The organism is Burkholderia sp. IDO3, assembly GCF_003366075.1.
Classification (GTDB): Bacteria; Pseudomonadota; Gammaproteobacteria; order Burkholderiales; family Burkholderiaceae; genus Burkholderia; species Burkholderia anthina.
Genome location: NZ_CP028963.1, coordinates 1,042,542 through 1,065,533 on the forward strand (window position 1 = coordinate 1,042,542; position 22,992 = coordinate 1,065,533).

At 67.9% G+C, this 22,992-nt stretch carries 20 protein-coding genes, 1 tRNA gene, 1 pseudogene and 1 riboswitch; of the genes and pseudogenes, 5 read left to right on the forward strand and 17 right to left on the reverse strand.

Features of this window, described 5'->3' with window-relative positions:
- Window positions 1–9: 9 nt before the first annotated feature.
- Together DCN14_RS19370 and DCN14_RS38445 are read right to left on the reverse strand one after the other, a co-directional pair.
- On the reverse strand, window positions 10–603 hold the full coding sequence (locus tag DCN14_RS19370; protein WP_096503669.1) for a chorismate mutase: 594 nt from the start codon (window positions 601–603) through the stop codon (window positions 10–12).
- Window positions 604–823: 220 nt separating this feature from the next.
- Window positions 824–970 (reverse strand): hypothetical protein, encoded by a 147-nt coding sequence (locus tag DCN14_RS38445; protein ID WP_009690993.1) that lies wholly within the window; start codon window positions 968–970, stop codon window positions 824–826.
- Between the two features lie 197 nt (window positions 971–1,167).
- Between DCN14_RS38445 and DCN14_RS19375 the strand changes: the two genes are divergently transcribed.
- The 4 genes from DCN14_RS19375 to DCN14_RS19390 all read left to right on the forward strand — a co-directional run bounded on the left by DCN14_RS19375 (window position 1,168) and on the right by DCN14_RS19390 (window position 5,765).
- A complete protein-coding gene (locus tag DCN14_RS19375; RefSeq protein WP_096503671.1) occupies window positions 1,168–1,557 on the forward strand; it encodes a DUF2946 domain-containing protein in 390 nt (129 codons plus the stop codon).
- A 127-nt stretch (window positions 1,558–1,684) separates the two neighbouring features.
- Window positions 1,685–4,039, forward strand: coding sequence for a TonB-dependent receptor (locus DCN14_RS19380; RefSeq protein ID WP_096503673.1), 2,355 nt, complete (start codon window positions 1,685–1,687; stop codon window positions 4,037–4,039).
- Window positions 4,027–5,286, forward strand: coding sequence for a sialidase family protein (locus DCN14_RS19385; RefSeq protein ID WP_096503675.1), 1,260 nt, complete (start codon window positions 4,027–4,029; stop codon window positions 5,284–5,286). The genes DCN14_RS19380 and DCN14_RS19385 overlap by 13 nt, the downstream gene beginning before the upstream one ends.
- Complete coding sequence (locus DCN14_RS19390) at window positions 5,283–5,765, forward strand: thiol-disulfide isomerase (RefSeq protein WP_096503677.1); 483 nt, start codon at window positions 5,283–5,285, stop codon at window positions 5,763–5,765. Before DCN14_RS19385 ends, DCN14_RS19390 begins: the two co-directional genes overlap by 4 nt.
- A gap of 76 nt (window positions 5,766–5,841) precedes the next feature.
- Here the strand turns inward: DCN14_RS19390 and DCN14_RS19395 are convergent, their stop codons facing one another.
- The 7 genes and pseudogenes from DCN14_RS19395 to pepN all read right to left on the reverse strand — a co-directional run bounded on the left by DCN14_RS19395 (window position 5,842) and on the right by pepN (window position 13,757).
- Window positions 5,842–6,096 (reverse strand): GlsB/YeaQ/YmgE family stress response membrane protein, encoded by a 255-nt coding sequence (locus DCN14_RS19395; protein WP_096503679.1) that lies wholly within the window; start codon window positions 6,094–6,096, stop codon window positions 5,842–5,844.
- 262 nt (window positions 6,097–6,358) lie between these two features.
- Window positions 6,359–6,571 carry a hypothetical protein gene (locus DCN14_RS19400; protein WP_096503681.1) on the reverse strand — a complete coding sequence of 71 codons (213 nt, stop codon included), beginning with the start codon at window positions 6,569–6,571 and terminating at the stop codon, window positions 6,359–6,361.
- Window positions 6,568–8,301: pseudogene (locus DCN14_RS19405) on the reverse strand (FAD-dependent oxidoreductase). The gene DCN14_RS19400 and the pseudogene DCN14_RS19405 overlap by 4 nt, the downstream one beginning before the upstream one ends.
- Before the next feature lie 172 nt (window positions 8,302–8,473).
- Entirely contained in the window at window positions 8,474–9,283 is an 810-nt protein-coding gene (locus tag DCN14_RS19410; RefSeq protein WP_096503683.1) for a LuxR C-terminal-related transcriptional regulator, read from the reverse strand.
- 192 nt (window positions 9,284–9,475) lie between these two features.
- Window positions 9,476–9,551, reverse strand: a tRNA-Thr gene (locus DCN14_RS19415).
- Window positions 9,552–9,756: 205 nt separating this feature from the next.
- Complete coding sequence (locus DCN14_RS19420; RefSeq protein WP_096503684.1) at window positions 9,757–10,770, reverse strand: class 1 fructose-bisphosphatase; 1,014 nt, start codon at window positions 10,768–10,770, stop codon at window positions 9,757–9,759.
- 293 nt (window positions 10,771–11,063) lie between these two features.
- Window positions 11,064–13,757, reverse strand: a complete 2,694-nt coding sequence (gene pepN, locus DCN14_RS19425; RefSeq protein WP_096503686.1) for an aminopeptidase N — start codon at window positions 13,755–13,757, stop codon at window positions 11,064–11,066.
- A gap of 186 nt (window positions 13,758–13,943) precedes the next feature.
- Between pepN and DCN14_RS19435 the strand changes: the two genes are divergently transcribed.
- Complete coding sequence (locus DCN14_RS19435) at window positions 13,944–14,648, forward strand: DUF4136 domain-containing protein (RefSeq protein ID WP_096503690.1); 705 nt, start codon at window positions 13,944–13,946, stop codon at window positions 14,646–14,648.
- A gap of 53 nt (window positions 14,649–14,701) precedes the next feature.
- On the opposite strand, the gene DCN14_RS19440 is transcribed toward DCN14_RS19435, so the two are convergent.
- The 8 genes from DCN14_RS19440 to DCN14_RS19480 all read right to left on the reverse strand — a co-directional run bounded on the left by DCN14_RS19440 (window position 14,702) and on the right by DCN14_RS19480 (window position 22,727).
- On the reverse strand, window positions 14,702–15,274 hold the full coding sequence (locus DCN14_RS19440; RefSeq protein ID WP_096503692.1) for a TMEM165/GDT1 family protein: 573 nt from the start codon (window positions 15,272–15,274) through the stop codon (window positions 14,702–14,704).
- A 78-nt stretch (window positions 15,275–15,352) separates the two neighbouring features.
- Window positions 15,353–15,490, reverse strand: a riboswitch (yybP-ykoY riboswitch).
- A gap of 99 nt (window positions 15,491–15,589) precedes the next feature.
- A complete protein-coding gene (gene guaD, locus DCN14_RS19450; RefSeq protein ID WP_096503694.1) occupies window positions 15,590–16,906 on the reverse strand; it encodes a guanine deaminase in 1,317 nt (438 codons plus the stop codon).
- A 16-nt stretch (window positions 16,907–16,922) separates the two neighbouring features.
- Window positions 16,923–17,312, reverse strand: coding sequence for a hypothetical protein (locus DCN14_RS19455; RefSeq protein ID WP_240327404.1), 390 nt, complete (start codon window positions 17,310–17,312; stop codon window positions 16,923–16,925).
- A 28-nt stretch (window positions 17,313–17,340) separates the two neighbouring features.
- Window positions 17,341–18,366, reverse strand: coding sequence for an adenosine deaminase (locus DCN14_RS19460; RefSeq protein WP_096503696.1), 1,026 nt, complete (start codon window positions 18,364–18,366; stop codon window positions 17,341–17,343).
- A gap of 18 nt (window positions 18,367–18,384) precedes the next feature.
- Window positions 18,385–19,389 (reverse strand): xanthine dehydrogenase accessory protein XdhC, encoded by a 1,005-nt coding sequence (gene xdhC / locus DCN14_RS19465; RefSeq protein ID WP_096503698.1) that lies wholly within the window; start codon window positions 19,387–19,389, stop codon window positions 18,385–18,387.
- 611 nt (window positions 19,390–20,000) lie between these two features.
- Window positions 20,001–20,513, reverse strand: a complete 513-nt coding sequence (locus tag DCN14_RS19470; RefSeq protein ID WP_096503700.1) for a disulfide bond formation protein B — start codon at window positions 20,511–20,513, stop codon at window positions 20,001–20,003.
- A gap of 149 nt (window positions 20,514–20,662) precedes the next feature.
- A complete protein-coding gene (locus DCN14_RS19475; RefSeq protein WP_096503702.1) occupies window positions 20,663–22,039 on the reverse strand; it encodes an amidase in 1,377 nt (458 codons plus the stop codon).
- Between the two features lie 7 nt (window positions 22,040–22,046).
- Window positions 22,047–22,727 (reverse strand): GntR family transcriptional regulator, encoded by a 681-nt coding sequence (locus DCN14_RS19480; protein ID WP_096503704.1) that lies wholly within the window; start codon window positions 22,725–22,727, stop codon window positions 22,047–22,049.
- Window positions 22,728–22,992 lie beyond the last annotated feature (265 nt).

The following is a 22,992-nucleotide window of genomic DNA, read 5'->3' on the forward strand; positions in this document are numbered from 1 at the left end:
CGGGCGTCGTCAGCCGATCGCGCTGGCGCCGCCGCCGGCGCATACGTGCGACAGCGCGGTGCCGAGCGCCTGAGTTTGGGTCGAGTCGTAGCGGGTGAGCGTTTTCCAGTTCGCGATGCTGCGCGCGAGCCGTGCCTGGCAATCGGGTGCGTCGCGCAGCGGTGCGACCTGTGCGAGGCCCGCGAGCATCTTCTGCGTCAGCTGGTCGAGCGCCGGCCGCGTGCTGGTCGCGAGGTCGGGCGGCGCGCCTTCGGGCGGTCGCGTCGCGCGCCACGTTGCGAACAGCGCGTCCTGCACTTCCTTGCTCGCGGCGATCTGATCCTCGAAGAACGTCCGTGCGAACGCCGGATCCACGCCGCTCTGTCCCGCACGCTTTTCCACCGACGATAGCAATGCCGCTTCGCGCGGCCGATCCTCGATCGCCTTGTGATTCGCCCATTTCCATCGCGCGACGGGCTCGGCGAGCGCGAGCCGCTGCGATGCGAGTGCGACGAGGTTGGTGAGTGCGGTGTCGTCGCCGTCCGCATGGGCAACGTGCGGGGACGAGAAGAGGGCGACGCCGAGCGCGGCGACAGCGAGGCTGGCACGAATGGCTTGCTTCATCGGAACGATCGGGAGAGCCGGGAAGGCCCGAGGTGTAAAACGAGAAGGATAGACGAAGACAGTCGCGCGGCGGAGCGTCGCGACAGAAGAATCAGCGGGCGAGCTGATCCGGCACCGTCAGGTCGTTGCAACCCGGGTGCGAGGTGATCTGCGCCGAAAACGCAGCGATGAACCGCACGATATCGATCGACACGTGGCGGTTACAGAACGGAACGTAGGTTCACTTCGGCGAGTACAGCTTGTGCTGCTCGTCGAAGAATGCCCGGACGTGCTCGGGCAATTCGGCGAGGAATTCCACGCCGACGGGTTCCGGATCCGGGCTCATCACTTGCTCGGGCGGGGGCATGCGAGTTGGTCTTTCGTCCATGGTCATTTCTCCAGCAGGTTCAATGATTATCAACCTCGGCCTTGGATTTGTGCCAGTGGCGAATCGTTAGATTTTGTCTCTGTTGTATTAACGGCACATGCGCTGCTGCGCGCCGTGCAATGCCGACTATTGCACGCGGCAGAATCGGCAACAATCGGCCGCTTGTTATACTTGCGCGCACTTTTTCCTGGACCGCGATGCAACGAACGACGCGATGGATCGGCCTCGTATGGCTGGCGCTGGTACTGAACGTACTGTCGCCCGTCGTCGGCTACGCGCGTCTCGCGTCGAGCGGTTCCGGCGAGCTCACGCTCGACCTGTGCAGTGCGACCGGCGCCCGCCAGGTCGTGCTGGCCCAGTCCGGCAGCGATCAGGACACGTCGTCGCTCGATCATGCCGGCGTGCCGCACTGCGTGTACTGCCCCGGCTTCGCGGCGAACGTCGCGCTCGGCACGAGTTTGCCCGTGCTGCCGGGCTTCGTGCGCGCGTTCGCCTACCGGGCGGCCGCGCCGGCCGTTCCCGACTTCCCGCGCAAGGGCATGCGTCTTGCGCAGCCGCGCGGCCCGCCTGAAAGCGTCCCGATCTGATTGATATCGTCCGCGCGCCCTAGTGGCGCGCGTGCCGCACGCGGCCCGATCCGCGCGCCGCGCCGTCCGTGCGCGGGGCGTCGACTCGCGTCCGGCGGCGCCCGGTCACGTTTTCAGGAATTCATCCATGTCGTCTACCTTCGCCGCGCGACCGTCGCGCGGTCGGCTCGCACTTGCGTGCGCGGCCGCTTTTGCCTGGCCGGCTGCACAAGCGGCTTCGATCGACGGCGCGTCGTCCGATCCGGCACCGGGTGGCGCCGGCCATCCGGCCCGCAGCGCTGCCACGGTCGCCACGGTTGTACCCGCGCCGACGGGCGACACGCTGACCGCGGTCAGCGTGACCGCCCAGCGGCAACCCGTCGATCCGAATACGCCGGCCGTCGTCGAGTCGATCACGCGCGAGCAGATCGACGCGCATACCAACGTCACCACCGAGGACGCGCTGAAGTACGCGCCGAACCTGATGGTTCGCAAGCGCTACATCGGCGACCGCAACAGCGTGTTCGCCGGCCGCGACTTCAACGAATTGCAGAGTGCTCGCGGGCTCGTCTACGCCGACGGCCTGCTGCTGTCGAACCTGCTCGGCTCGAGCTACGCGTATCCGCCGCGCTGGTCGCTGATTTCCCCCGACGATATCGCGCGCGTCGACGTGCTTTACGGCCCCTTTTCCGCGCTGTATCCCGGCAACGCGATCGGCTCGACCGTGCTGCTGACGACGCGTCGCCCCGAAAAACTCGAGGCGTCGCTGTCGACGCAGTTCTTCACGCAGCGCTACCACGACGGCTACGGGGTCGCGGACAGCTTCGGCGGCAACCACCAGACTGCCCGGATCGCGAACCGCGTCGGCAAGTTCTGGTTTTCGCTGTCGCTCGACCGGCTGGAGAACGACGGTCAGCCGATGCAGTATGCGAGCCCCAATGCCGCATACAACCCGAAGCTCGGCGCTGCGGTGCCCGTGACGGGCGCGGCGACCGACATCGGGCCCAACGGCTCGCCGCGCACGATCGTCGGCGCGCAGACCATCGAGCGGACCGAGCAGCTCAACGAGACGGTCCGGATGGGTTATGCGTTCACCGACCACGTCGACGCGACGCTGACGCTCGGACACTGGGAGAACCACTACCGGCAGCACGGCGAAACTTTCCTGCGCGATGCGGCCGGCAATCCCGTCTACGGCGGCAACGTGTCGATCGGCGGTCAGAACATGACCGTCGCGCCGAGCGCGTTCGCGCCGCAGCAAGGCGACCAGGAGAACTGGCTCTACGCGCTCGGCCTGAACGGCCGGCTCGATTCGGGCTGGCGGTTGTCGGGCGTGGTGTCGGCGTACGACGTGTCGCGCGACGTGCTGCGCGCCGCGTCGACCGTGCAGGGCGGCGCGGGCACGCTGTTCCAGGGCGACGGCACGGGCTGGCGCACGCTCGACCTGAAGGCCGAGGCGCCGGAAGTGAAGGGCCACACGTTCACGTTCGGCTATCACTACGACAACTATTTCCTGCGCAACATCACGTACAACACGGCCGACTGGCTCGCTGGGCCGACCACGTCGGTCGCGAACGTCTATCAGGGCGACACGCGCACGCAGGCGCTGTTCGCACAGGATGCGTGGCGATTCGCGCCCGGCTGGCTCGCGACGCTGGGCCTGCGCTACGAGCGCTGGGATGCGTACGGCGGCGCGCTCGGCAACACGAACGGCACGCTCGGTTATGCGGACCGCGGCGCGAACGCGCTGTCGCCGAAGGTCGCGGTGCAATGGGACGCGACCGACGTCTGGCGTTTCCGGCTGTCGTTCGCGACCGGCACGCGCTTCCCGACGGTCGGGGAGCTGTTCCAGGGCACGATCTCGAACAACGCGATCGTCAACAACAATCCGAACCTGCGGCCCGAGAAGGCGATCGACTGGGACTTCACGGCCGAGCGCGACGTGGGCGTGGGCGTCGTGCGTGCGAGCGTGTTCCAGAGCGATCTGCGCGACTCGATCTACAGCCAGACGACGGTATCGGGTGCATCGAGCATCACCAATATCTCGAACGTCGACCGGGTGCGCGCGCGCGGCGTCGAACTCGCGTTCAGCGGCCAGAACGTCGGGCTGCGCGGGCTCGATATCGACGCGAACGTATCGGCAACCCATGCGCAGATCCTTGCCGACGCCGCGAACCCGGCGTACGTCGGCGCGCGCTTTCCGCGCATCCCGCGCATGCGCGCGAACCTGCTCGCGTCGTATCGCTTCGACGAGCACTGGCTCGCGAGCGTCGGCGTCCGCTATTCGGGCCGCCAGTTCAACACGCTCGACAACAGCGACGTGAATCCGGACGTCTACGGCGGCACGAGCATCTTCACGATCGTGGACCTGAAGGCGCGCTACCGGTTCGACCGTCACTGGACCGCGTCGGTCGGCATCGACAACCTGACGGACCGTCGCTACTACGTATTCCACCCGTATCCGGGCCGCACTTTCTATGGAGAATTGAAATGGTCGCTGTGAAATCGTTCGCGGCAGGCTGCGCGCTGTGGCTCGCGGCGCTGTCGCCCGCCGGCGCGCACGATGCGCCGAAGGCAGCCGATCCGCATGCCGCGCACATGAGCATGCAGGCGGCATCGGCGCAACAGAAGCAGCCGCTCGCGACCGGCGCCGCCTTCGACGCGCGGCATCGGCTGTGGGTCGCATGGGTCGAAGGCGCGCACGTCGTCGTCGCGCATTCCGGCGATGCGGGCCGGACGTTGTCCGCGCCCGTGATCGTCAACGCGATGCCGGAGCCGATCTATACGAGCGCGGAGAATCGGCCGAAGGTCGCGACGAGCCCGGATGGCCGCGCGGTGTACGTGTCGTGGTCGATGCCGCTCGATGCGCCGTACACCGGCATGGTGCGCTTCTCGCGTTCGCTCGACGGCGGCGTGACCTGGAGCGTGCCCGTCACCGTCCATCGCGACCGGCAGGCGATCACGCACCGTTTCGACATGATGGCGGTCGACCCGGCCGGCAACATCGCGATCGCATGGATCGACAAGCGCGATCTCGTCGCGGCGAAAGCGGCGGGGCAGGCATACGAAGGCGCGGCCGTGTACTACGCGGTGTCGCGCGACGGCGGCGCGTCGTTCGAGCCTGAGCGCAAGGTGACCGACCACACGTGCGAATGCTGTCGCATCGCGATGGCGATCGACCCGGCCGGACATATCGAAGCCGTGTGGCGCAACGTATTCCCGGGGCAGATTCGCGATCATGCGCTGGCGGTGTTGCCGGTGTCGGCATCGGCGCCCGTCGTGCCCGTCCGTGCGACGTTCTCGAACTGGCATGTCGAGGCGTGCCCCGAGCACGGGCCGGCACTCGCGATCACGCCGGACGGTACGCGCCATCTGGCGTGGTTCGGCGTCGTCGACGGTCGTGCCGACGTGTTCTATTCGCGCATCGGCGCCGACGGCCGGCCGCTCGGCACGCCGTGGGCATTCGGCGAGAATCCCGCGGTGCCGGCCGAGCAGGCGTCGCATGCGGCGCTCGTCGCGCACGGCGATGTCGTCTGGCTCGCGTGGAAGGCGTTCGACGGCGAAACGATGCAGATCAAGCTGCGTCGCTCGGACGATCGCGGCGAGCATTGGTCGGTGCCGCGCGTGATCGCGGCGACGGCGGGTGCGAGCGACAATCCGCAATTGCTCGACGATGCCGGGCGCATCTACCTGTCGTGGCGTACGCGGAACGACGGCTATCGGCTGATTCCCGTGGAGGGCGCGCAATGAAACGGCTGATTGGATTGCTCTGCGTGGTACTTGCCAGTGTGCCGGCGTGGGCCGGCGAACTGCAGCCGCTGCATGCGGCCGATGTGGCGAAGCTGTATGCGAGTGCGCACGAACGGTCGCTCGCGATCGAGATCTGGTCGCTCGATTGCGGTTACTGCCGCGAGAACGCCGCGCACCTCGTTACATGGCAGCGCCGGCATCCGGACGTGCAGCTCGCCATGGTCGCGATGGATGCGTACGACGACAACGGTGCGGCGATCGCGCAGGCGCTTGCGCAAATGAACCTGCCGCCGCAGGTCGCGCAGTATGCGAATGCGGAGCCGATGCCCGAGCGTTTGCGCGCGGCGCTCGATGCGGGTTGGCGAGGGGAGATGCCGCGTACCGTGTGGATCGGACGCGATGGCGCACGTGATGCGCGCAGCGGCTTGCTGACGACCGACGTGCTCGACGGCTGGCTGCAGCGCGGCAAGCGCCGCTGAAACGGGCGGCGGCGCGCGGGGGATGCCGCGCGCCGCGTCGATGCAAAAACGCGCCCGAAGGCGCGCGAGAAGATCGTCAGGCCGCTCGCCTGAATAGCCGGATCACGAACAGCAGGATCACGGCGCCGATGACCGCGATGATCACCGAGCCGATGAAGCCGCTGCCGATGCTGATGCCGAGCAGCCCGGCAAGCCAGCCGCCGATCACCGCGCCGACGATACCGACGATGATGTCGACGATCAGGCCGAACCCGCCGCCCTTGACGAGCACGCCCGCCAGCCAGCCGGCGATTGCGCCGATGATGAGCCACATAATCAAGCCATGAGTCATGGTGATCCTCTCCTTTGTTGAGTCGAAATGACCGGACGTCGGCTGTTTCGCCGCAAGCTACGTGAGGGCGGCATTGCGACTGCCGCGCCGCCCACGCAATGTAACGCGATAGACGGGTCGGAATCGTTAAGTAATGTTATGCACCCTTAACCGGTTTTTCCAGGGGATTCGTCTGCCTACGGCGCGGCGCGTGCGCAGACGATGAGCGGTGAAATGAATTTGTAATGTTCGGGCGGCAGAAGCGGTGCGATTGCGTCGTGCGTCATCGTCCGGGCGTTGGCGCCGGTTCGGCTGCCTCGGGCAGGCCGTCGCCGGCCTCGTCGATCAGTCGGGTGACGGTTGCGGCGTCGCCGATCGTTTCGATTGCGAGCAGTGCGAAGCGGGCAAGAAAAAGCGATGCGCCGGTTTCGCCGATGCGCGTCATCGTGCGGCACAGATCGGTATAGAGGGTGTCGCGTTCGGTGTCGGTCATCATGCGTTCTCCTGAAGGTCGGACGACGTGCGCGGGTGGAGCGCGCGGTCGAGGGCATTGCCGAGGTCGTCGGCGCGGGCGTCGTGCCAGCGGCCGAGTACGTGGCCGTCCGGCCGCACGAGATAGACGGTGCCCTCGCGTGCGCCGTACAGGTCGAACAGCCGGCCGTCGGCATCGTAGCCGCGGCACGCGCGGTATCGCGGTGCCGCGCGCCGTGCCAGCGTGACGAGCGAGAACGGCAGTCCGGCGTCCCGCAGGCGCCGTTCGAGTTCGACGAGAGACGGGCGGGGCACGCCGTCGGACGTGAAGCACAGCGCGGTGAAGCGCGGGCCGACGAGATCGGTCAGGTGGCCGGGGGTTGCGCCGTCGTCATGCGATGCCTGCAGCATCAGCGGACATTCCGCGAGTACCGTGCCCGGCGCCGGCCCGGCCGAAAACGCATCGCGCTCAGGCATATTGAGCGGCGACGCGGCATACGCGATCGCGGACGTCTGGCGCGGATTGATCAGCGAACGCAACGCCGGATGCCGGACCGCGAGCGTCAGCACGGCCTTGCGCATCAGGTCGAACGCGAACGACGGCGGCGCCATGAACTCGGTGCTTTTCGTGCCGTAGCGCAGGTTCTCGTGCGTCGCGAACACGCGTTCGTCCGAATAGCTGTCGAGCAGCGCGTCCGATGCGAGGCCGCGGATCACGAACGCCAGTTTCCACGCGACGTTGTCGGCGTCGTCGATGCCCGAATTCGCGCCGCGCACACCGAAGATCGGCACCAGATGCGCGGCGTCGCCGCAGAACAGCACGCGATCGTGCCGGTAGCGCTCGAGCGTCAGGGCGTTCGCCTTGTAGATCGTGATCCAGATCGGCGATCAGTCGCCGCGCTCGCCCATCATGTCGAGCAGGTTCTGCACGCGCGGGATCACGTTTTCGGGTTTCACCGCGGCGTCGGGATCCTCGTCGTCGCGCAACTGGTAGTCGATGCGCCAGACGTCGTCGGGCTGCTTGTGGACGAGCACCGTCGAGCCGGGGTTCGACGCCGGGTCGAAGTACGCGAGCCGTTCGGTCGGCCGGTCGCTGTCGAGCGCGATGTCGACGATCACGTAGCGGCCTTCGTAGCGCGTGCCGTGAAGCGACAGGCCGAGCGCATCGCGCATCGTGCTGCGTCCGCCGTCGCTCGCGACGATCCAGTCGGCGTCGAGCGCATAGCTGCCGAGCGGCGTATCGACGTCCAGACGCGCGCCGTCCGGATGCTGCGTCACGCCCGCGACCTTCGTCTGCCAGCGGATCTCGATGAGCTCGGGGCGGCGCAGCGCGGCGTCGAGCAGGAACTGCTCGATGTGATATTGCGCGAGGTTCACCATCGGCGGCAGCTTCTGGTTCTCGTCCTGCGGCATCGTGAAATGCAGCACTTCGTCGCGGCGGTAGAAGCTGCGCCCGCCTGCCCACGGCAGCCCGACGCGCAGGAAGTCGTCGAGCGCACCGAGCCGCTCGATGATCTCGAGGCTGCGTCGCGAGATGCAGATCGCGCGGCTGCCGTGGCAGACCGAATCGTCCGCTTCGAGCAGCACGCTGCGAATGCCGTGGTTCGCGAGGCCGAGCGCGACGGCGAGCCCGACCGGGCCGCCGCCGACGATCGCGACGCGGTGTCGTTGCGTATCGACGCCGTCGCTGCAGGCGGGCAGATGCGCAGGGTAGCGTTCGGCGACGAACGGGTATGGTTTGAATTCGATGGCCATCGTTGGCTTCCGGGTTGCAGTGATCGAATGCGCACGCAATCGCGCGATGCGTGCGGCAGGTCGATGCAGTATGGAAGCCGCGCCGGGCGCGGCTGTCCCCATTCCGGGTACAGCGAACGGCAGCCGGCGGGCCGGGATTTACCCCGATACGGTCAGGACCGGCGGGCCGCGTTCAGGGTTGCAGGCACAGCGCAAACAACTGACGCTGGCTCGAGATGCCGAGGCGCCGGTACGCTCGCTTCTGGTAGGTGACGACGCTCGATGCCTTCACGCCGATCGTCTCGCCGATCTCGTGCGCGGTCTGGCCTTCGAGTACGCCGCGCAGCACGTCGAGTTCGCGCTTGGACAGCGCCGGGCATGCGGTGCGCAGCCGCGCGAGCATCAATTGCGGGATACCGATCTGCGCCGAACCGGCGAGCGTGTAGTGATGCTGGGCGGCCTGCGCGATCAGCGGCGCGAGCGTTTCGATGGCCGCGATTTCGCGCGGCTGGAATGCGCCGCTTCGATGCGCGCGATACAGGTTGATCGACAGCCAGGTCGAATCGTTCGGCTGCATCAGCAGCGCGAGACGATCGGAGACGTCGGGGCCGCGATAGCAGGCCGCGCGGTACGCGTCGTGGCCGATTTCATCGCCGGCCTGCTGATGCAGCAGCACGTCGCGGCGATGCGTGCCGCGGTGTGCTGCCGATACGATCTTCTGATTGCCGTCGAGTGCGTAGAAGTGTCGTGCATAGGTGTCGGCGACATCGCGCAGGTAGCGGCCGCCGCGATGATCGGCGACCGACATCGTGCGCGGCCGATTGCCGAACTCGTACGCGAAGATCGTGCACTGCGTGACGCACAGCGCATCGTCGAACAGCTTCAGGATTTCGCCGGCGAACGCATTCGGCTCGCTGCCGCCGATCGCGGCGACGAGACCGGTCGCGCGGGATACATCCAGCTGCCCGCTGAGGTTCGGTCGCTCGAGACGCCAGGTGCGCATGATGCTCGGGAAGGGCGGGTGATCCGGCGATTGTAATCGGCGGTGCGCGGCACGTGAGTCGGGAGATGCCCGCAAGCGGTATCGGCGGGGAGAGGGCGTGCGTGCGATTTCGTGGATCGGAAATCGCAGCCGGAAACGTGACCCGAAAAGAGAAAAGGCCTGACAAGCATCACTTGTCAGGCCTTTATATCTTGGTGCCGGAGATAGGAGTCGAACCTACGACCTTCGCATTACGAATGCGCTGCTCTACCAACTGAGCTACACCGGCAGCAGAGAAATGAAATTATATGGTCAAATCCGAGATCTTGGCAATAGGTTTTGCGAATTTTTTTCAGCTTGCTGCTGCTTCGCGAAACCATCGATCCGGCGAACTGCCCGCTTTCACTTCACTGCGATGCAACCGGTTAGGGCCACATCGCGAAGGCGCGATTGTACTGACGTCTCGCACCTTCGTCTAGTGCTGCAGTGCAAATTTACTTGCCGTCGGTGTGATAGCCGGTCACACGCTCGACTTCGTTCTTCGAACCGAGGAATACCGGCACGCGCTGATGCAGTCCGGTCGGCTGCACTTCCATGATCCGCTGCGTGCCCGTCGTCGCGGCGCCGCCTGCCTGTTCGACGATGAACGACATCGGATTCGCTTCGTACATCAGGCGCAGCTTGCCCGGACGATCCGGCGTGCGCTTGTCGGCCGGGTACATGAAGATGCCGCCGCGGTTCAGGATCCGGTGCACGTCGGCAACCATCGATGCGATCCAGCGCATGTTGAAGTTGTCGCCGCGCGGGCCTTCCTTGCCGGCATTCAGCTCGTCGACATAGCGCTGGACCGGCTCGTACCAGTGGCGTGCGTTCGATGCGTTGATCGCGTATTCGCGCGTATCGGCCGGGATCTGCATGTTGCTCTGGGTGAGCACCCATGAGCCGACTTCGCGGTCGAGCGTGAAGCAGTTCACGCCGTTGCCGGTCGTCAGCACGAACACGGTTTGCGGGCCGTACACCGCGTAGCCGGCCGCGACCTGCTCCGTGCCGGGCTGCAGGAAGGATTCCTCGGTGGCCTGCTTGCCGTCCGGGCAGCGCAGCACCGAGAAGATCGTGCCGATCGACACGTTCACGTCGATGTTCGACGAGCCGTCGAGCGGATCGAACACGAGCAGGTATTCGCCGCGCGGGTAGTTCTCCGGGATCGGGAAGAACGTTTCCATTTCCTCCGATGCCATCGCGGCGAGGTTGCCGCCCCATTCGTTCGCGTCGAGCAGGATCTCGTTCGACAGGATGTCGAGCTTCTTCTGCACTTCGCCCTGGACGTTTTCGCTGCCGGCGGTGCCCAGCGCATCGCCGAGCGCGCCCTTCGACACGTTGTAGCTGATTGCCTTGCACGCGCGGGCGACGACTTCGATCAGCAGGCGCAGGTCGGCGGGGAGGTTGTTGGTCTCACGTTGCTGTTCGATCAGGAACTTGGACAGCGTGGTGCGGCGGGCAATGGACATGACTGACTCCGAAAGGCCAAAAATCCTTGAATTGCCGCAATTTTACCTGTCGTGCTTCCCGACCCGCCGGCTTTTTTCGTCCCGTTACACGGCCGGGCGGCTGAAGCGGCCGGGGTGCGGCGGGCATGGCGCAGCAGATGCACGCGGCAGCGGCGGGAAATCCGGGCGGCTGGCGCGGTGTCCGGCTCCGACCCCGCCCGCGCTCATGCAATCACGCAAGCAACAAAAAAAGCCGGCGCCGCAACGGGGCGGCGCCGGCTTCGTCACGCACCAACGCGACGCGGGAGTGCGGGTTACGCGAGCGCCTTCTCGACGATCTCGCGCACGTCGCGCGATTTCGCCCCGGCGGCGACCTGCTCGAGCGCTTCGCGCATCCGGTCGCGCAGCGCCGGCGTGAAGCGGCGCCACAGTTCGAGCGAGCGTGCGAGGCGCGCGGCGACCTGCGGGTTGATCGCGTCGAGCGCGAGCACCTGTTCGGCCCAGAACGCGTAACCGGAGCCGTCTGCCGCGTGGAATTGCGCGGGGTTCGCCGCGCAGAAGCTGAAGATCAGCGAGCGTGCGCGGTTCGGGTTCTTCAGGTTGAACGCGGGATGCGCCATCAGCTTGCGGACCTTCGCGAGCGTCGGCTGGGCGGGTGTGCCGCGCTGGGCGGCCTGCATCGCGAACCACTTGTCGATCACGAGCGCTTCCTTCTCGAAGCGGCGGTAGAAGTCGTCCAGCGCACGTTCGGCCGCATCGTTCGCGCCCGAGGCCGCGGCCGACAGCAGCGCGCCGAGCGCGGCCGCGCGATCGGTCATGTTGTTCGCGTCGTCGTACTGCGCGGTCGCGATGCGCACGGCGTCGGCCGGATCCTCGAGTTCGGCGAGATACGCCAGCGCAAGGTTCTTCAGCCCGCGGCGGCCGGACGCTTCGGGCGTCGGCTCGTAAGCGCCCGGCGTCTGGTGCTGCTCGTACGCGGCGAGCCACTCGGCGCGCAGCGCGGTCGCGAGCTGACGGCGCACGAACTGGCGTGCGCGGTGCACGGCAGCCGGATCGGCTTCGGCCATCTGGTCGGCCAGATAGGTTTCCGACGGCAGCGTCAGCGCGAGTTCGCGGAACGCGGGCGACAGGCTCGCGTCGGTCAGCACGCGGCGGAAGGCGGCGACGAAGTTCTCGCCGAGCGCGAGCGGCTCGTTCGCGGCGGCGCGCGCAGCGAGCGTCAGCAGCGCGCGCGTCGCGAGCCGCTGGCCGGCTTCCCAGCGGTTGAACGGGTCGCTGTCGTGCGCGAGCAGGAACGCGAGGTCGTCGTCGCTGTAGTCGTACTCGACGATCACCGGCGCCGAGAAATTGCGCAGCAGCGACGGCAGCGGCTGTTCCGGCACGTCGACGAATGTGAATGTCTGCTCGGCGCCGGTGAAGTCGAGCACGCGCGTCGTGCCCGCCGCGGCCGCTTCACCGTCGAGCTGCAACGGCAGGTCGCGGCCGTCGCGACCGATCAGGCCGATCGCGAACGGAATCAGCAGCGGCCCTTGCTGCGTCTCGCGCGCGGCCGCCGACGCATCGCCGTAGCCTTGCGCGAGCGTGACCGTGTAGCGGCGCGCGGCTGCGTCGTACGCGGTGCGCACCGACACGCGCGGCGTGCCGGCCTGGCTGTACCAGCGCTCGAACTGCGCGAGGTCGTGCCCGTTCGCGTCGGCCATCGCGTGGCGGAAGTCGTCGCAGGTCACCGCATGGCCGTCGTGACGCTTGAAGTACAGGTCCATCCCCTTGCGGAACCCGTCGCGGCCGAACAGCGTCTGGTACATCCGCACGACTTCCGAGCCTTTCTCGTAGACGGTCATCGTGTAGAAGTTGTTGATCTCGACGTAGCTTTCCGGGCGCACCGGGTGCGCCATCGGGCCCGCGTCCTCGGCGAACTGCAACTGGCGCAGCACGCGCACGTCCTCGATGCGCTTGACCGCGCGGGCCGCCGATTCGACGGCGTCGCCCGCGGCCATGTCGGCCGAGAATTCCTGGTCGCGGAATACCGTCAGGCCTTCCTTCAGGCTCAGCTGGAACCAGTCGCGGCAGGTCACACGATTGCCGGTCCAGTTGTGGAAGTACTCGTGGCCGACCACCGATTCGATGTTCGCGAAGTCGGTGTCGGTCGCGGTCTCGGGGTTCGCCAGCACGTACTTCGTGTTGAAGATGTTGAGCCCCTTGTTCTCCATCGCGCCCATGTTGAAGTCGCCGACCGCGACGATCATGAAGCGGTCGAGATCGAGCTCGAGGCCGAAGCGTTTTTCGTCCCAGCGGATCGAGTGGATCAGCGAATCCATCGCGTGACGGGTCTTGTCGAGATCGGCCGGTTCGACCCAGACTTGCAGCAGCTTTTCCTTGCCGGAGCCGGTCGTGATCTTCTCCTCGATCGCGACGAGCTTGCCCGCGACGAGTGCGAACAGGTAGCTCGGCTTCCGGAACGGGTCTTCCCACTTTGCGAAGTGGCGGCCGTCGGGCAGTTCGCCCGAATCGACGAGGTTGCCGTTCGACAGCAGCACCGGATACGCCGTCTTGTCGGCGCGCAGCGTGACGGTGTACGACGCCATCACGTCGGGGCGATCGAGGAAATAGGTGATGCGGCGAAAGCCCTCGGCCTCGCACTGCGTGAAGAAGTTGCCGCTCGACACGTAGAGACCGGACAGCGTCGTGTTCTGGTCCGGCGCGCAGGCGCTGTCGAGCGTCAGTTCGAACGCGTCGGGCACGTTTTCGACCGTCAGCCCGTGTTCGTGCGCACGCACCGCGCCGTACGGCGCGCCGTCGAGATGCGCGCCGACGAATTCGAGCGCTTCGCCCATCAGTTCCAGATGCGGGGCGGGCGCCGCGTCCGGATTGCGGCGCACGCGCATCGTATTCCTGACGATCGTACGGGCCGGTGCGAGATCGAATTCGAGTGCGACGGAATCGATGAGGAACGCCGGCGGCGTGTAGTCGGCGCGGCGGATCACGGTGGAGGAGGCGTTGTCGGACATGGTCGTCGAGATCGGTGGAGTGGGGATCGGGCCCGCCACGCGGGCCGGGCGAATCGGCCCATTGTACAAAGGCTTGCGGCCGCGTGCCGGGCGAACTTTTTACCGGTTCCGGCTGTCCGCGTATTATCGGCATCCCGTGCGCTTCGCGCGGTGCGACGAACGGGTGACGGATCGACGAGGATCGACATGAAACGCGAATGGATTCAACGCGGTGCGGGCTGGGCGGCGGTGCTGTGCGTGGCGCTGCTGACGGGCTGCACGAGCTACGTGACAACGCAGGTCACGGCCTTCTCCGACTGGAGCGGCAGCGACGCGACACGCACTTATGCCTTCACGCGCACCGATGCGCAGAAGCACAGCATCGAGCAGTCGACCTACGAGCCGATCGTCGCGAACGAGTTGTCCGCGTATGCGTTCCGGCAGGTGCCGACGGCGCAGGCGCGCTATCTGGTCGGGCTCGCGTATGGGGTCGGCAGCGATCTCGTGACGGTGCCGCAGCCGGTTTACTACGATCCGTGGTTCATGGGGCCGGGGCCGTACTGGCGAGGCGGGCCGTGGGGCCCGTGGGGGCCCTGGGGGCCGATGCCGGCCGGCTACGTCGCGCAGACGTACCAGGTCTTCGACTACACGCTCGGCATCCGGATCACCGAGCGCGCGACCGGCAAGGAGGTCTATAACGTGACCGCGCGCACCACCGGCGACAACGGCGCGCTGATGTATGCGATGCCGTTCCTCGTGCGCAGTGCGCTTGCCGATTTCCCGCTGGCGAACGGCGCGATCCGCACGGTGCGGCTGCCGGTCGACAAGCACGGCGGGCCGGCGGCGCCGCCGGCCGCGAACGAGCGTGCGGTGCCGGCCGTGCCGGCATCGGGCGCGGCGGTCGCGAAGTAACGCGCGACATCGATATTCGGCGCGGCCGCCCGGCCGCGCCGCGCCCGCGTGCGTCAGATCCCGACGCCGAACAACGCCAGTGCGCCGAGCACGACGAACAGCACGGCCGCGATGCCGTGCACGAGCTTCGTCGGCAGGCGGTGCGCGAAACGGTCGCCCAGCAGGATCGCGGGCACGTTCGCGAGCATCATCCCGAAAGTCGTGCCGGCCACGACGCCGATGTAATCCTGGAAGCGCGCGGCCAGCGCGACGGTCGCGATCTGCGTCTTGTCGCCCATTTCCGCGAGGAAGAACGCCACGAGCGTCGCGCCGAACACGCCGAGCCGCGAGCGCGTCGCATTGGCTTCGTCGGCATCGAGCTTGTCGGGCACGAGGATCCACAACCCCATCGCGATGAACGAGAACGCGAGTGCCCAGCGCATGATCGACGGCGTGACGAGCACGCCGAGCCATTCGCCGAGCGCACCGGCGAAACCGTGGTTGACGAGCGTCGCGACGAGCACGCCGAGAATGATCGGCATGGGCTTGCGATAGCGCGCGGCCAGCACGAGGGACAGCAGTTGGGTCTTGTCGCCGATTTCAGCGAGGGCGACGGCGCCGGTGGAGATCAGGAAGGCTTGGGACACGTATGGGGTTCCGCGGGCCGGTGTTGTGCGTGCGAGCGACGATCCGCCGCGCGCCGGGCCCTGAAGCGGCGCGCAGTGAACCATCGGTCTCGCCAGGCCTCGGTGGCTGCGTCCGCCATGGCCGAACGGCCAAGTCTGTTGACGGACGCCTCCGTCACGATGCGCGCCGGGGGCGCGGGACATCGAGCGGAGCGGCTACTCCCCAATGAGCGGCGAATTCTAGCACGGCGCGCGCCGTGTGCGGCGCATCGTGCGAATCCGGCGGCTCCGGCATGCGCGACAGCGTACGCCGGAGCCGGGCGGGGCAAACGGACGTTACGCGGAGGCGCCGCGTGCCGCGCCGCGCTCGTGCACGAGCCGGCCGGCCGCGTACGTGCGGTACACGGCGCGGTCGTCGCCCAGCAGTGCGAACGCGAACAGCAGTTCCTCGAGCGAATCCGCGCGCTTGGTGCGGCGCGCGAGCAGCGGCGTCGCCTGCGGGTCGAGCACGACGAAGTCGGCTTCCGTGCGCGGCGCGAGCGTGCCGACGGTATCGGCGAGGTCGAGCGCCTGCGCGGCGCCGGCCGTCGCGAGCCAGAACATGCGCGTCGCGCTCAGGTGGTGGCCCGACAGCCGCGCGACCTTGTGCGCCTCGTTCATCGTCTGCAGCATCGAGAACGACGTGCCGCCGCCGACGTCGGTCGCGAGCGTGACCGGCACGTCGTATTCGCCGGCCTTGTCGAAGTCGAACAGGCCGCTGCCGAGGAAGAAGTTCGACGTCGGGCAGTGTGCGACGACGGTACGCGTTTCGGCCATCCGGCGGCGGTCTTCGTCGTCGAGGTGAATGCAGTGGCCGTACACCGCGCGCGGACGCAGCAGCCCGTAGCGATCGTAGATGTCGAGATAGCTGCGGTGGCCGGGGAACAGCTCGGCGACCCATTTCACTTCATCGACGTTTTCCGCGACGTGACTCTGCACGAACACGTCCGGGTGGCGGCGCGCGAGTTCGCTGCATGCCTCGAGCTGCGCTTCGGTGGAAGTCGGCGCGAAGCGCGGCGTGAGCGCGTACATCTGGCGGCCGTGGCCGTGCCAGCGGTCGATCAGCTCGGCGCTGTCGTCATAGCCCGACTGCGCGGTGTCGCGCAGGAATTCGGGGCAGTTGCGGTCCATCAGCACCTTGCCCGCGATCATCCGCAGGTCGCGCGCGTCGCTCGCCGCGAACAGCGCGTCGGCCGACTGCTTGTGCACGGTGCAGTAGACGAGCGCGCTCGTCGTGCCGCACGCGAGCAGTTCGTCGACGAAGAAATCGGCGACTTCGCGTGCATGCTCGGGATCGCCGAACTGGCGCTCGGTCGGGAACGTGTACTTGTCGAGCCACGGCAGCAGGCCGGGTGCCGGCGACGCGATCATGTCCGTCTGCGGATAGTGGATGTGCGTGTCGATGAAGCCGGGCACGATCAGCTTGTCGCGCAGGTCGTGGACGACCGCGTCGCGCGCGAGCGTCGCGGCGAGCTTCGCATAGGGGCCGGCCGCGACGACCTTGCCGTCGTCGACGATCAGGAGGCCGTCGGTCTCGTAGTTCGCGGCCTGGCTCGACTGCGCCGGGTCGCCGTTGAAGGTCAGCAGCTGGGAACGGAAAGCGGTTTGCGTCATGACGAATGGTCCTGCATCAAGGTAAGGCGAACAGAAGAAAACGGTCGGCGCCGGGCGCGCGACAGGGGGACGGCGCGCCCGGCGCCCGCACGCGGCGGCGATGCGCGGGCGGCACGGGTGCGAAGCCTGGCGCGCTGCGGGCTGCGATGGCACACACGAGCGCAGCGGCCAGGGCAGCCGGCACATGATTGCCGACCGGCAGCGCCGCGATTGCAGTGGCCATCGCGACCGGCACGGCGACGAACGGCACGACGAGCCGCAACGACAGGCGTCCGCGAGCGACGGCGGACAGCCTCGTCGTCATGCTTGCGACGGATGCCATGCCCGCATGCACGCACGGTGCACGGGGGGCGCGGCGCAGTGCCGGGCCGGCCGTCGCGAAGCGGATGTCGTTGCGGTGTTTCATCTGTCTGGTGAACCTCGATGCCGGCGCGTTATGCGGCCTGCCAGTACGTATCGAGACGCGCGATCAGCGCATCGCGCTGCGCGGCGTCGACGAACGACGCCTCGAAACCGTTGCGGATCACCGCGTGCACTTCGGCGTCCGTCAGTTGCAGCCCGTCGACGGTGGCGAAGTAGTTGTCGTTGACGTAGCCGCCGAAATAGGCCGGATCGTCGGAGTTGATCGTCACCGCGACGCCGCGATCGAGCAGCGCCTTCAGCGTGTGCTTCGCCATGTCGTCGAACACGCACAGCTTCAGGTTCGACAGCGGACACACGGTGAGCGCCGTGCGGGTGCGCGCGAGGCGTTCGACGAGTGCCGCGTCCTCGATGCTGCGCACGCCGTGGTCGATCCGGTCGACCTTCAGCACGTCGAGCGCTTCGTAGATGTAGGCGGGCGGGCCTTCCTCGCCCGCATGCGCGACGAGCTTCAATCCGAGCGCGCGCGCCTCCTCGAACACGCGCGCGAACTTCGTCGGCGGATGGCCGAGTTCGGACGAGTCGAGGCCGACGCCGATCAGGCGATGGCGATAGCGCTCGAACAGCGGCAACGCGGATTCGAACGTCGCGAGCGCGTCGTCTTCGGACAGGTGGCGCAGGAAACACAGGATCAGCTTGCTCGACAGCCCGCGCTGCTCGGCATCGGCGAGCGCGCGGTCGATGCCCGCGACGACCGTGTCGATCGGCACGCCGCGTTCGGTGTGCGTCTGCGGATCGAAGAACAATTCGGTGTGGACGACGTTGTCGGCGAGCGCGCGCTCGCAGTACGCGGCCGTCATGTCGTAGAAATCCTGCTCGGTCAGCAGCACGCTCGCGCCGGCGTAGTAGATGTCGAGGAACGACTGCAGATCGGTGAACGCGTACGCGGCGCGCAGCGCGTCGATCGAGTCGTATGCGAGCTTCACGCCGTTGCGCTGCGCGAGCGCGAAAATCAGTTCGGGCTCGAGCGAGCCTTCGATATGGATGTGCAGCTCCGCCTTCGGTGCGCGGGCAATCTTGTCCTGGAATGTCGGGGTCATGGCGTGGTTCTTGGTCGGTCAGAATGTAGGGGAAGCCTGCGCGGGCGCATTCGCCTCGACGGCCTGCAGCAATTGCGCGGCCACCGAGATCGCGATCACTTCGGGCGCCTTGTCGATGATGCCTTCGACGCCGATCGGGCAGCGCATCCGCGCGACCTGGGCGGGATCGATGCCGATCGCGGCGAGACGGTGATCGAACTGCACGCGCTTGGTGTGCGAGCCGGTCATCCCGAAGTACGCATAGTCGCCGCGTCGCAGGATGCGCTCGGCCAGCACGAAATCGAGTGCGTGGTCGTGCGTCATCACGACGAAGTACGCGTGCGGCGGCGCCGCGTCGACGGCATCGGCCGGGGCGGCGAGCGCGTCGATCGCGAGATTGCCGATGCCGGCGAGTGCGTCGGCCGGCGGGAACACCGCATCGGGCCCGTCGATCCAGCGCACGTGGCACGGCAGCGTCGCCAGCACCTTCACGAGCGCGGTGCCGATGTGCCCGGCGCCGAACAGCACGACGGGGAATGCATACGGCGCGATCGTTTCGGTCATCAGCGACACGCCGCCGGTTTCCCACAGCAGGCAGTCGGCACGCGCCGCCTGCGATTCGGGTTCGCTCAGCAGCGGCGCGCCCGGCGAGGGGCCGAATGATACGCTACGCACGGTCGCGACGCCCGCCGCGACACGCTTCGCGAGCGACATGATCCAGCCGAGATCGCCGACGTCGAGCCGCTCGAACGCGAGCACGACCGCGCCGCCGCAGCACTGGCCGAGGCTCGGGCCGAGCGCGAGCCGTTCGAGCCGGCGTGCGTGGGGGACGTGTGCGCCGTCCTTCAGCAGATGCCGCGCGATCTCGATCGCTTTCCATTCCAGATGACCGCCGCCGATCGTATGGCGGGCCGTGTCGCGCGTGATGAGCATCTTGGTGCCGGCCTCGCGCGGCGCGGAGCCGTCGGTGTGCGCGACCGTCACGAGCACGGCCGCTTCCCCGTGCGCGAGCAGTTGCTGCAGATCGCCGAGCCACGCTTCCATCAGCACGCTCCGTTCGGGACGACGCGGCACGACACGCGGCGCGGGCTGGCGGACGTGGCGGCAACGAGGACGGACGGGAGCGGGGCGGGCCGGCCGCACGGCTGATGCGGGGCGGCGACAATGCGCCGAGGGCGCGCGCGAACGACGCCGCGGGACGTGCGGACGCCATGAAGGTGACGGATGCGGATGGTTTGCGTTGTCATGATGAATCCAGTCGACATTGCGGATCGGGCGCGCGTTACGCAGGTGGTGAGACCGCCTGGCCTCGCGCACGTAGATCGCCATCCAGCCACGAAGATAGCACCGCAAAGCGACGGGAACATCGCCGGACGGTGATCCGGGCTATCAGACGGCGATCATGTCGATCATAGGCCCGCCGCGCGGGATCGGGGCGCCGATGCGCGTGCATCGGGCGCAAACGTACGTGTGGCGGGGCGCGAGCGCGATGTCGTTCGATGCGCGTTCGCCCGGACATCCGGGCGGCGGCGAGGGTAGGTGTTTACGCGCGGCGCGCGGAATGCGCACCGCTCGGGAGGCTGCCGGCACGGCCGGGCGAGCGGAAGCCGGCTGCGCGGCGCCGACCGGCAGGACGGGCCGCGCGCTGCGGGCGCTTAGCCTGCGAGCTTGCGGCGATGGCGCCAGAGGCTCGACACGACGGCGATCAGGATCACCGCGAAGCCGATCAGCGCCCAGCCGGGCAGCAGGATGCCGAAAATCGGCGGGTAGACCGTCTCGCACAGGCCGGCGACCTTGAACATGCCGGGGAACCAATGTGCGGGCGGCAGGCTGTCGACGATCGGCTGCAGCGTGTCGAAGCCGCAGCTGAAGCCGGGATTCATCTGGATCGACAGATGCCGTGCGGCCGTGCCGACGCCGGCGGCCGCGGCGATCGCGATCAGCAGCTCGAGCACCCAGATGCCGCGCCAGTTGCGCATCCCGGCGGCGAGGAACGCGAAGATCCCGATCGCCGCGAAGAAGTAGCGCTGGATGATGCACAGCGGGCACGGGTCTTCGTTCTTCACGTATTGCAGGTACAGCGCACCGGCCAGCAGGGCGATGCACACCCATCCGAGCAGCATTAGCAAGCGGCGTTCACGGCGGAGGGCGAGCGTGTAGTCGTTCATGTCGGCGGGATTCCTGTCGTTGGTCGGTCCGATGATCAATCGCGCGATTTTAGCGCGAACGATCCGGCACGAAACCGACGGCGTACATGCGGCAACCCGCCGCACGTGTTGCATGCGCCGCCCGGGCCGCCGTCATTTCGCTTGCGAGGTTACCGGATCGTGTTCAGCACGGCTTCGACCGACTGGCCGATCGCGAGCAGCGCGTCGTCGCGATGCGGCGCGGCGGCGAGCATCAGGCCGACCGGCGCCGTATCGCGCGGATGGCACGGCAGCGACAGCGCGCACGCGTCGAGGAAGTTGAATGCGCTCGGGTTGCGCAGGATCAGCGCGTTGGTGCGCGTGAATTCGGCGTCGTCGGCTTCGAGTTCGGCGATGCGCGGCGGCACGACCGGCACCGTCGGCGCGACGAGCGCGTCGAAACGCGCCCAGACCGTGTGCGCCGCTTCGTCGAGCATGGCCGCGCGCGCGGCGAGCAGGTCGAGATAGTCGGCCGCGCTCGCGGGTTCGCCCTTCAGGATGCGCGACAGCACGCGCGGGTCGTATTGGTCGCGATGCTGCGCGAGCAGCGGGCGATGCCACGCGTATGCCTCGATCGGCGAGAAGCCGAAGCGGTTGATTTCCGGCAAGCGGTCGAGCGCTGAAAAACGGACTTCCGTGACGATCGCGCCGGCGGCTTCGAGGTGCTTGAGCGACGCGTCGAGCGCGGCGGCGACGTCGGCATCGACGCCGTCCGTCACATAGTTCGTCAGCACGCCGAGGCGGACGCCTTCCAGCGGCCGCGCGGCCGGCACGTGCGGTTCGAGGCCGGCGAGCATCCGGTCGACGAGCGCGCAGCATGCAACGGTCAGGCCGATCGGGCCGAACGAGTCGAGCGTGGTCGACAGCGGCACGCCGCCTTGCGTCGGAATCCGGCTCGCGGTCGGCTTGAAGCCGGTGAGCCCGCACAGCGCGGCCGGAATGCGGATCGAGCCGCCCGTGTCGGTGCCGAGCGCGACGGCGGCCATCCCGTCCGCGACGGACGCGGCCGCGCCGGACGACGAGCCGCCCGAAATGCGCGCATCGCCCGGCACGTCGCGATGGTACGGCGAGCGCGGGGTGCCGAAGTGCGGATTCAGCCCGAGCCCCGAGAACGCGAATTCGCTCATGTTGGTGCGGCCGACCAGCACCGCGCCCGCGCGCTTGAGCCGCGCGACGGCGACCGCATCGGCCTTCGCGGGCGGCGCACCGTCGAGCACGCGCGAACCGGCCCGGGTCACCTGGCCCGCGACGTCGAACAGGTCCTTGACCGACACGGGGATGCCCGCGAGCGGCGACAGCACGGTGCCGGCGGCGCGCAGGCGATCGTGCGCATCGGCGGCCGCGCGTGCGTTGTCGGCGTCGACTTCGGTGAAGACGGCGGCGCCCTGGCCGGACGGGGCGGCGATCCGGTCGAGGGCAACGTCGACGAGCGCGCGGCTCGTGGTCCGGCCGGCGGCGAGGTCGGCGGCGAGCTGGGCGAGCGGGGGGAAGGGCGTGAAAGTGGTCATGAGCGGCTCAGGGGCGAAGATGTTGGACAAGGGCGGCGCGAAACGAATCGATATGACGTTCGACGGCCGAGCGTGCGCCGGCGGCGTCGCGCGCGGACAGCCGCTCGAACAGTTCCCGGTGTTCGCGCTGGACATCGGATAAGTGATGCGGCTCGGACAGCGTGACGAACCAGAAGCGCAGCGAGCGTTCGTGCAGCGCGCGCAGGACTTCCGCGAGGACCGTGTTGCGGGCCGCCGCGGCGATCGCCTGATGAAACGCGCGGTCGAGCTCCATCATGCCTTCGACGTCGTGCGTGTCGACGCATGCCTGCCCGTCGTCGAGCAGCGCGGCCATGCGGGCGAGATCGTCGGGCGTCGCGTGGCGCGCCGCGAGTTCGACGCAGTGCGCTTCGTTGATGCGCCGCACGTCGATCACCGACACGATGTCGTCGAGCGACAGCGGCTGGACCATCAGTCCCTTGCGCGGCATCACGGACAGCAGCCCTTCGAGCACCAGCCGGTGGACGGCCTGGTGCACGGGCGTGCGTCCGATGCCGGTGCGCGCGACGAGGTCGGCTTCGTTGAGCGCGGCGCCCGGCTTCAGCCGCATCGTGATGATGTCGCGCTGAATCAGCGCGTAGGCGCGATCGGCGAGGCTGACCGCCGAGGCGGCAGGGCGGTCGCGGAGCGCGTCGGTCAGGGCGTTCATGCGGACGGCGGCGCGGCGGCCGGGCGGGGCGCGATCATGGCGCGGGAATCGGGAGCGTGGACGATTCGTGAATATTATTGTGATATATCACTGGTGTCTAGTGCGTGCCCGGGAAGGATCAGGCCGCCGCCCAATAAGGGCCGGGACGGTTGTGCCGCCGCATGCGACGACTTGCAACAATATCGACAGGATGTTGCAGGTTTGCCGCGCGATCGTGCACTGAAGCATAATGAATCCTCGTCAATCCAATACGCGCGAGCGACGT

Coding starts and splice junctions, on each gene's coding strand:
- DCN14_RS19455 (WP_240327404.1), bottom strand. CDS start 17,312: ATGAAACACCGCAACGACATCCGCTTCGCGACGGCCGGCCCGGCACTG.
- DCN14_RS19380 (WP_096503673.1), top strand. CDS start 1,685: ATGTCGTCTACCTTCGCCGCGCGACCGTCGCGCGGTCGGCTCGCACTT.
- guaD (WP_096503694.1), bottom strand. CDS start 16,906: ATGACGCAAACCGCTTTCCGTTCCCAGCTGCTGACCTTCAACGGCGAC.
- DCN14_RS19400 (WP_096503681.1), bottom strand. CDS start 6,571: ATGATGACCGACACCGAACGCGACACCCTCTATACCGATCTGTGCCGC.
- DCN14_RS19475 (WP_096503702.1), bottom strand. CDS start 22,039: ATGACCACTTTCACGCCCTTCCCCCCGCTCGCCCAGCTCGCCGCCGAC.
- DCN14_RS19395 (WP_096503679.1), bottom strand. CDS start 6,096: ATGACTCATGGCTTGATTATGTGGCTCATCATCGGCGCAATCGCCGGC.
- DCN14_RS19390 (WP_096503677.1), top strand. CDS start 5,283: ATGAAACGGCTGATTGGATTGCTCTGCGTGGTACTTGCCAGTGTGCCG.
- DCN14_RS19420 (WP_096503684.1), bottom strand. CDS start 10,770: ATGTCCATTGCCCGCCGCACCACGCTGTCCAAGTTCCTGATCGAACAG.
- DCN14_RS19460 (WP_096503696.1), bottom strand. CDS start 18,366: ATGACCCCGACATTCCAGGACAAGATTGCCCGCGCACCGAAGGCGGAG.
- DCN14_RS19385 (WP_096503675.1), top strand. CDS start 4,027: ATGGTCGCTGTGAAATCGTTCGCGGCAGGCTGCGCGCTGTGGCTCGCG.
- pepN (WP_096503686.1), bottom strand. CDS start 13,757: ATGTCCGACAACGCCTCCTCCACCGTGATCCGCCGCGCCGACTACACG.
- DCN14_RS19470 (WP_096503700.1), bottom strand. CDS start 20,513: ATGAACGACTACACGCTCGCCCTCCGCCGTGAACGCCGCTTGCTAATG.
- DCN14_RS19370 (WP_096503669.1), bottom strand. CDS start 603: ATGAAGCAAGCCATTCGTGCCAGCCTCGCTGTCGCCGCGCTCGGCGTC.
- DCN14_RS38445 (WP_009690993.1), bottom strand. CDS start 970: ATGGACGAAAGACCAACTCGCATGCCCCCGCCCGAGCAAGTGATGAGC.
- xdhC (WP_096503698.1), bottom strand. CDS start 19,389: ATGGAAGCGTGGCTCGGCGATCTGCAGCAACTGCTCGCGCACGGGGAA.
- DCN14_RS19480 (WP_096503704.1), bottom strand. CDS start 22,727: ATGAACGCCCTGACCGACGCGCTCCGCGACCGCCCTGCCGCCTCGGCG.
- DCN14_RS19375 (WP_096503671.1), top strand. CDS start 1,168: ATGCAACGAACGACGCGATGGATCGGCCTCGTATGGCTGGCGCTGGTA.
- DCN14_RS19435 (WP_096503690.1), top strand. CDS start 13,944: ATGAAACGCGAATGGATTCAACGCGGTGCGGGCTGGGCGGCGGTGCTG.
- DCN14_RS19410 (WP_096503683.1), bottom strand. CDS start 9,283: ATGCGCACCTGGCGTCTCGAGCGACCGAACCTCAGCGGGCAGCTGGAT.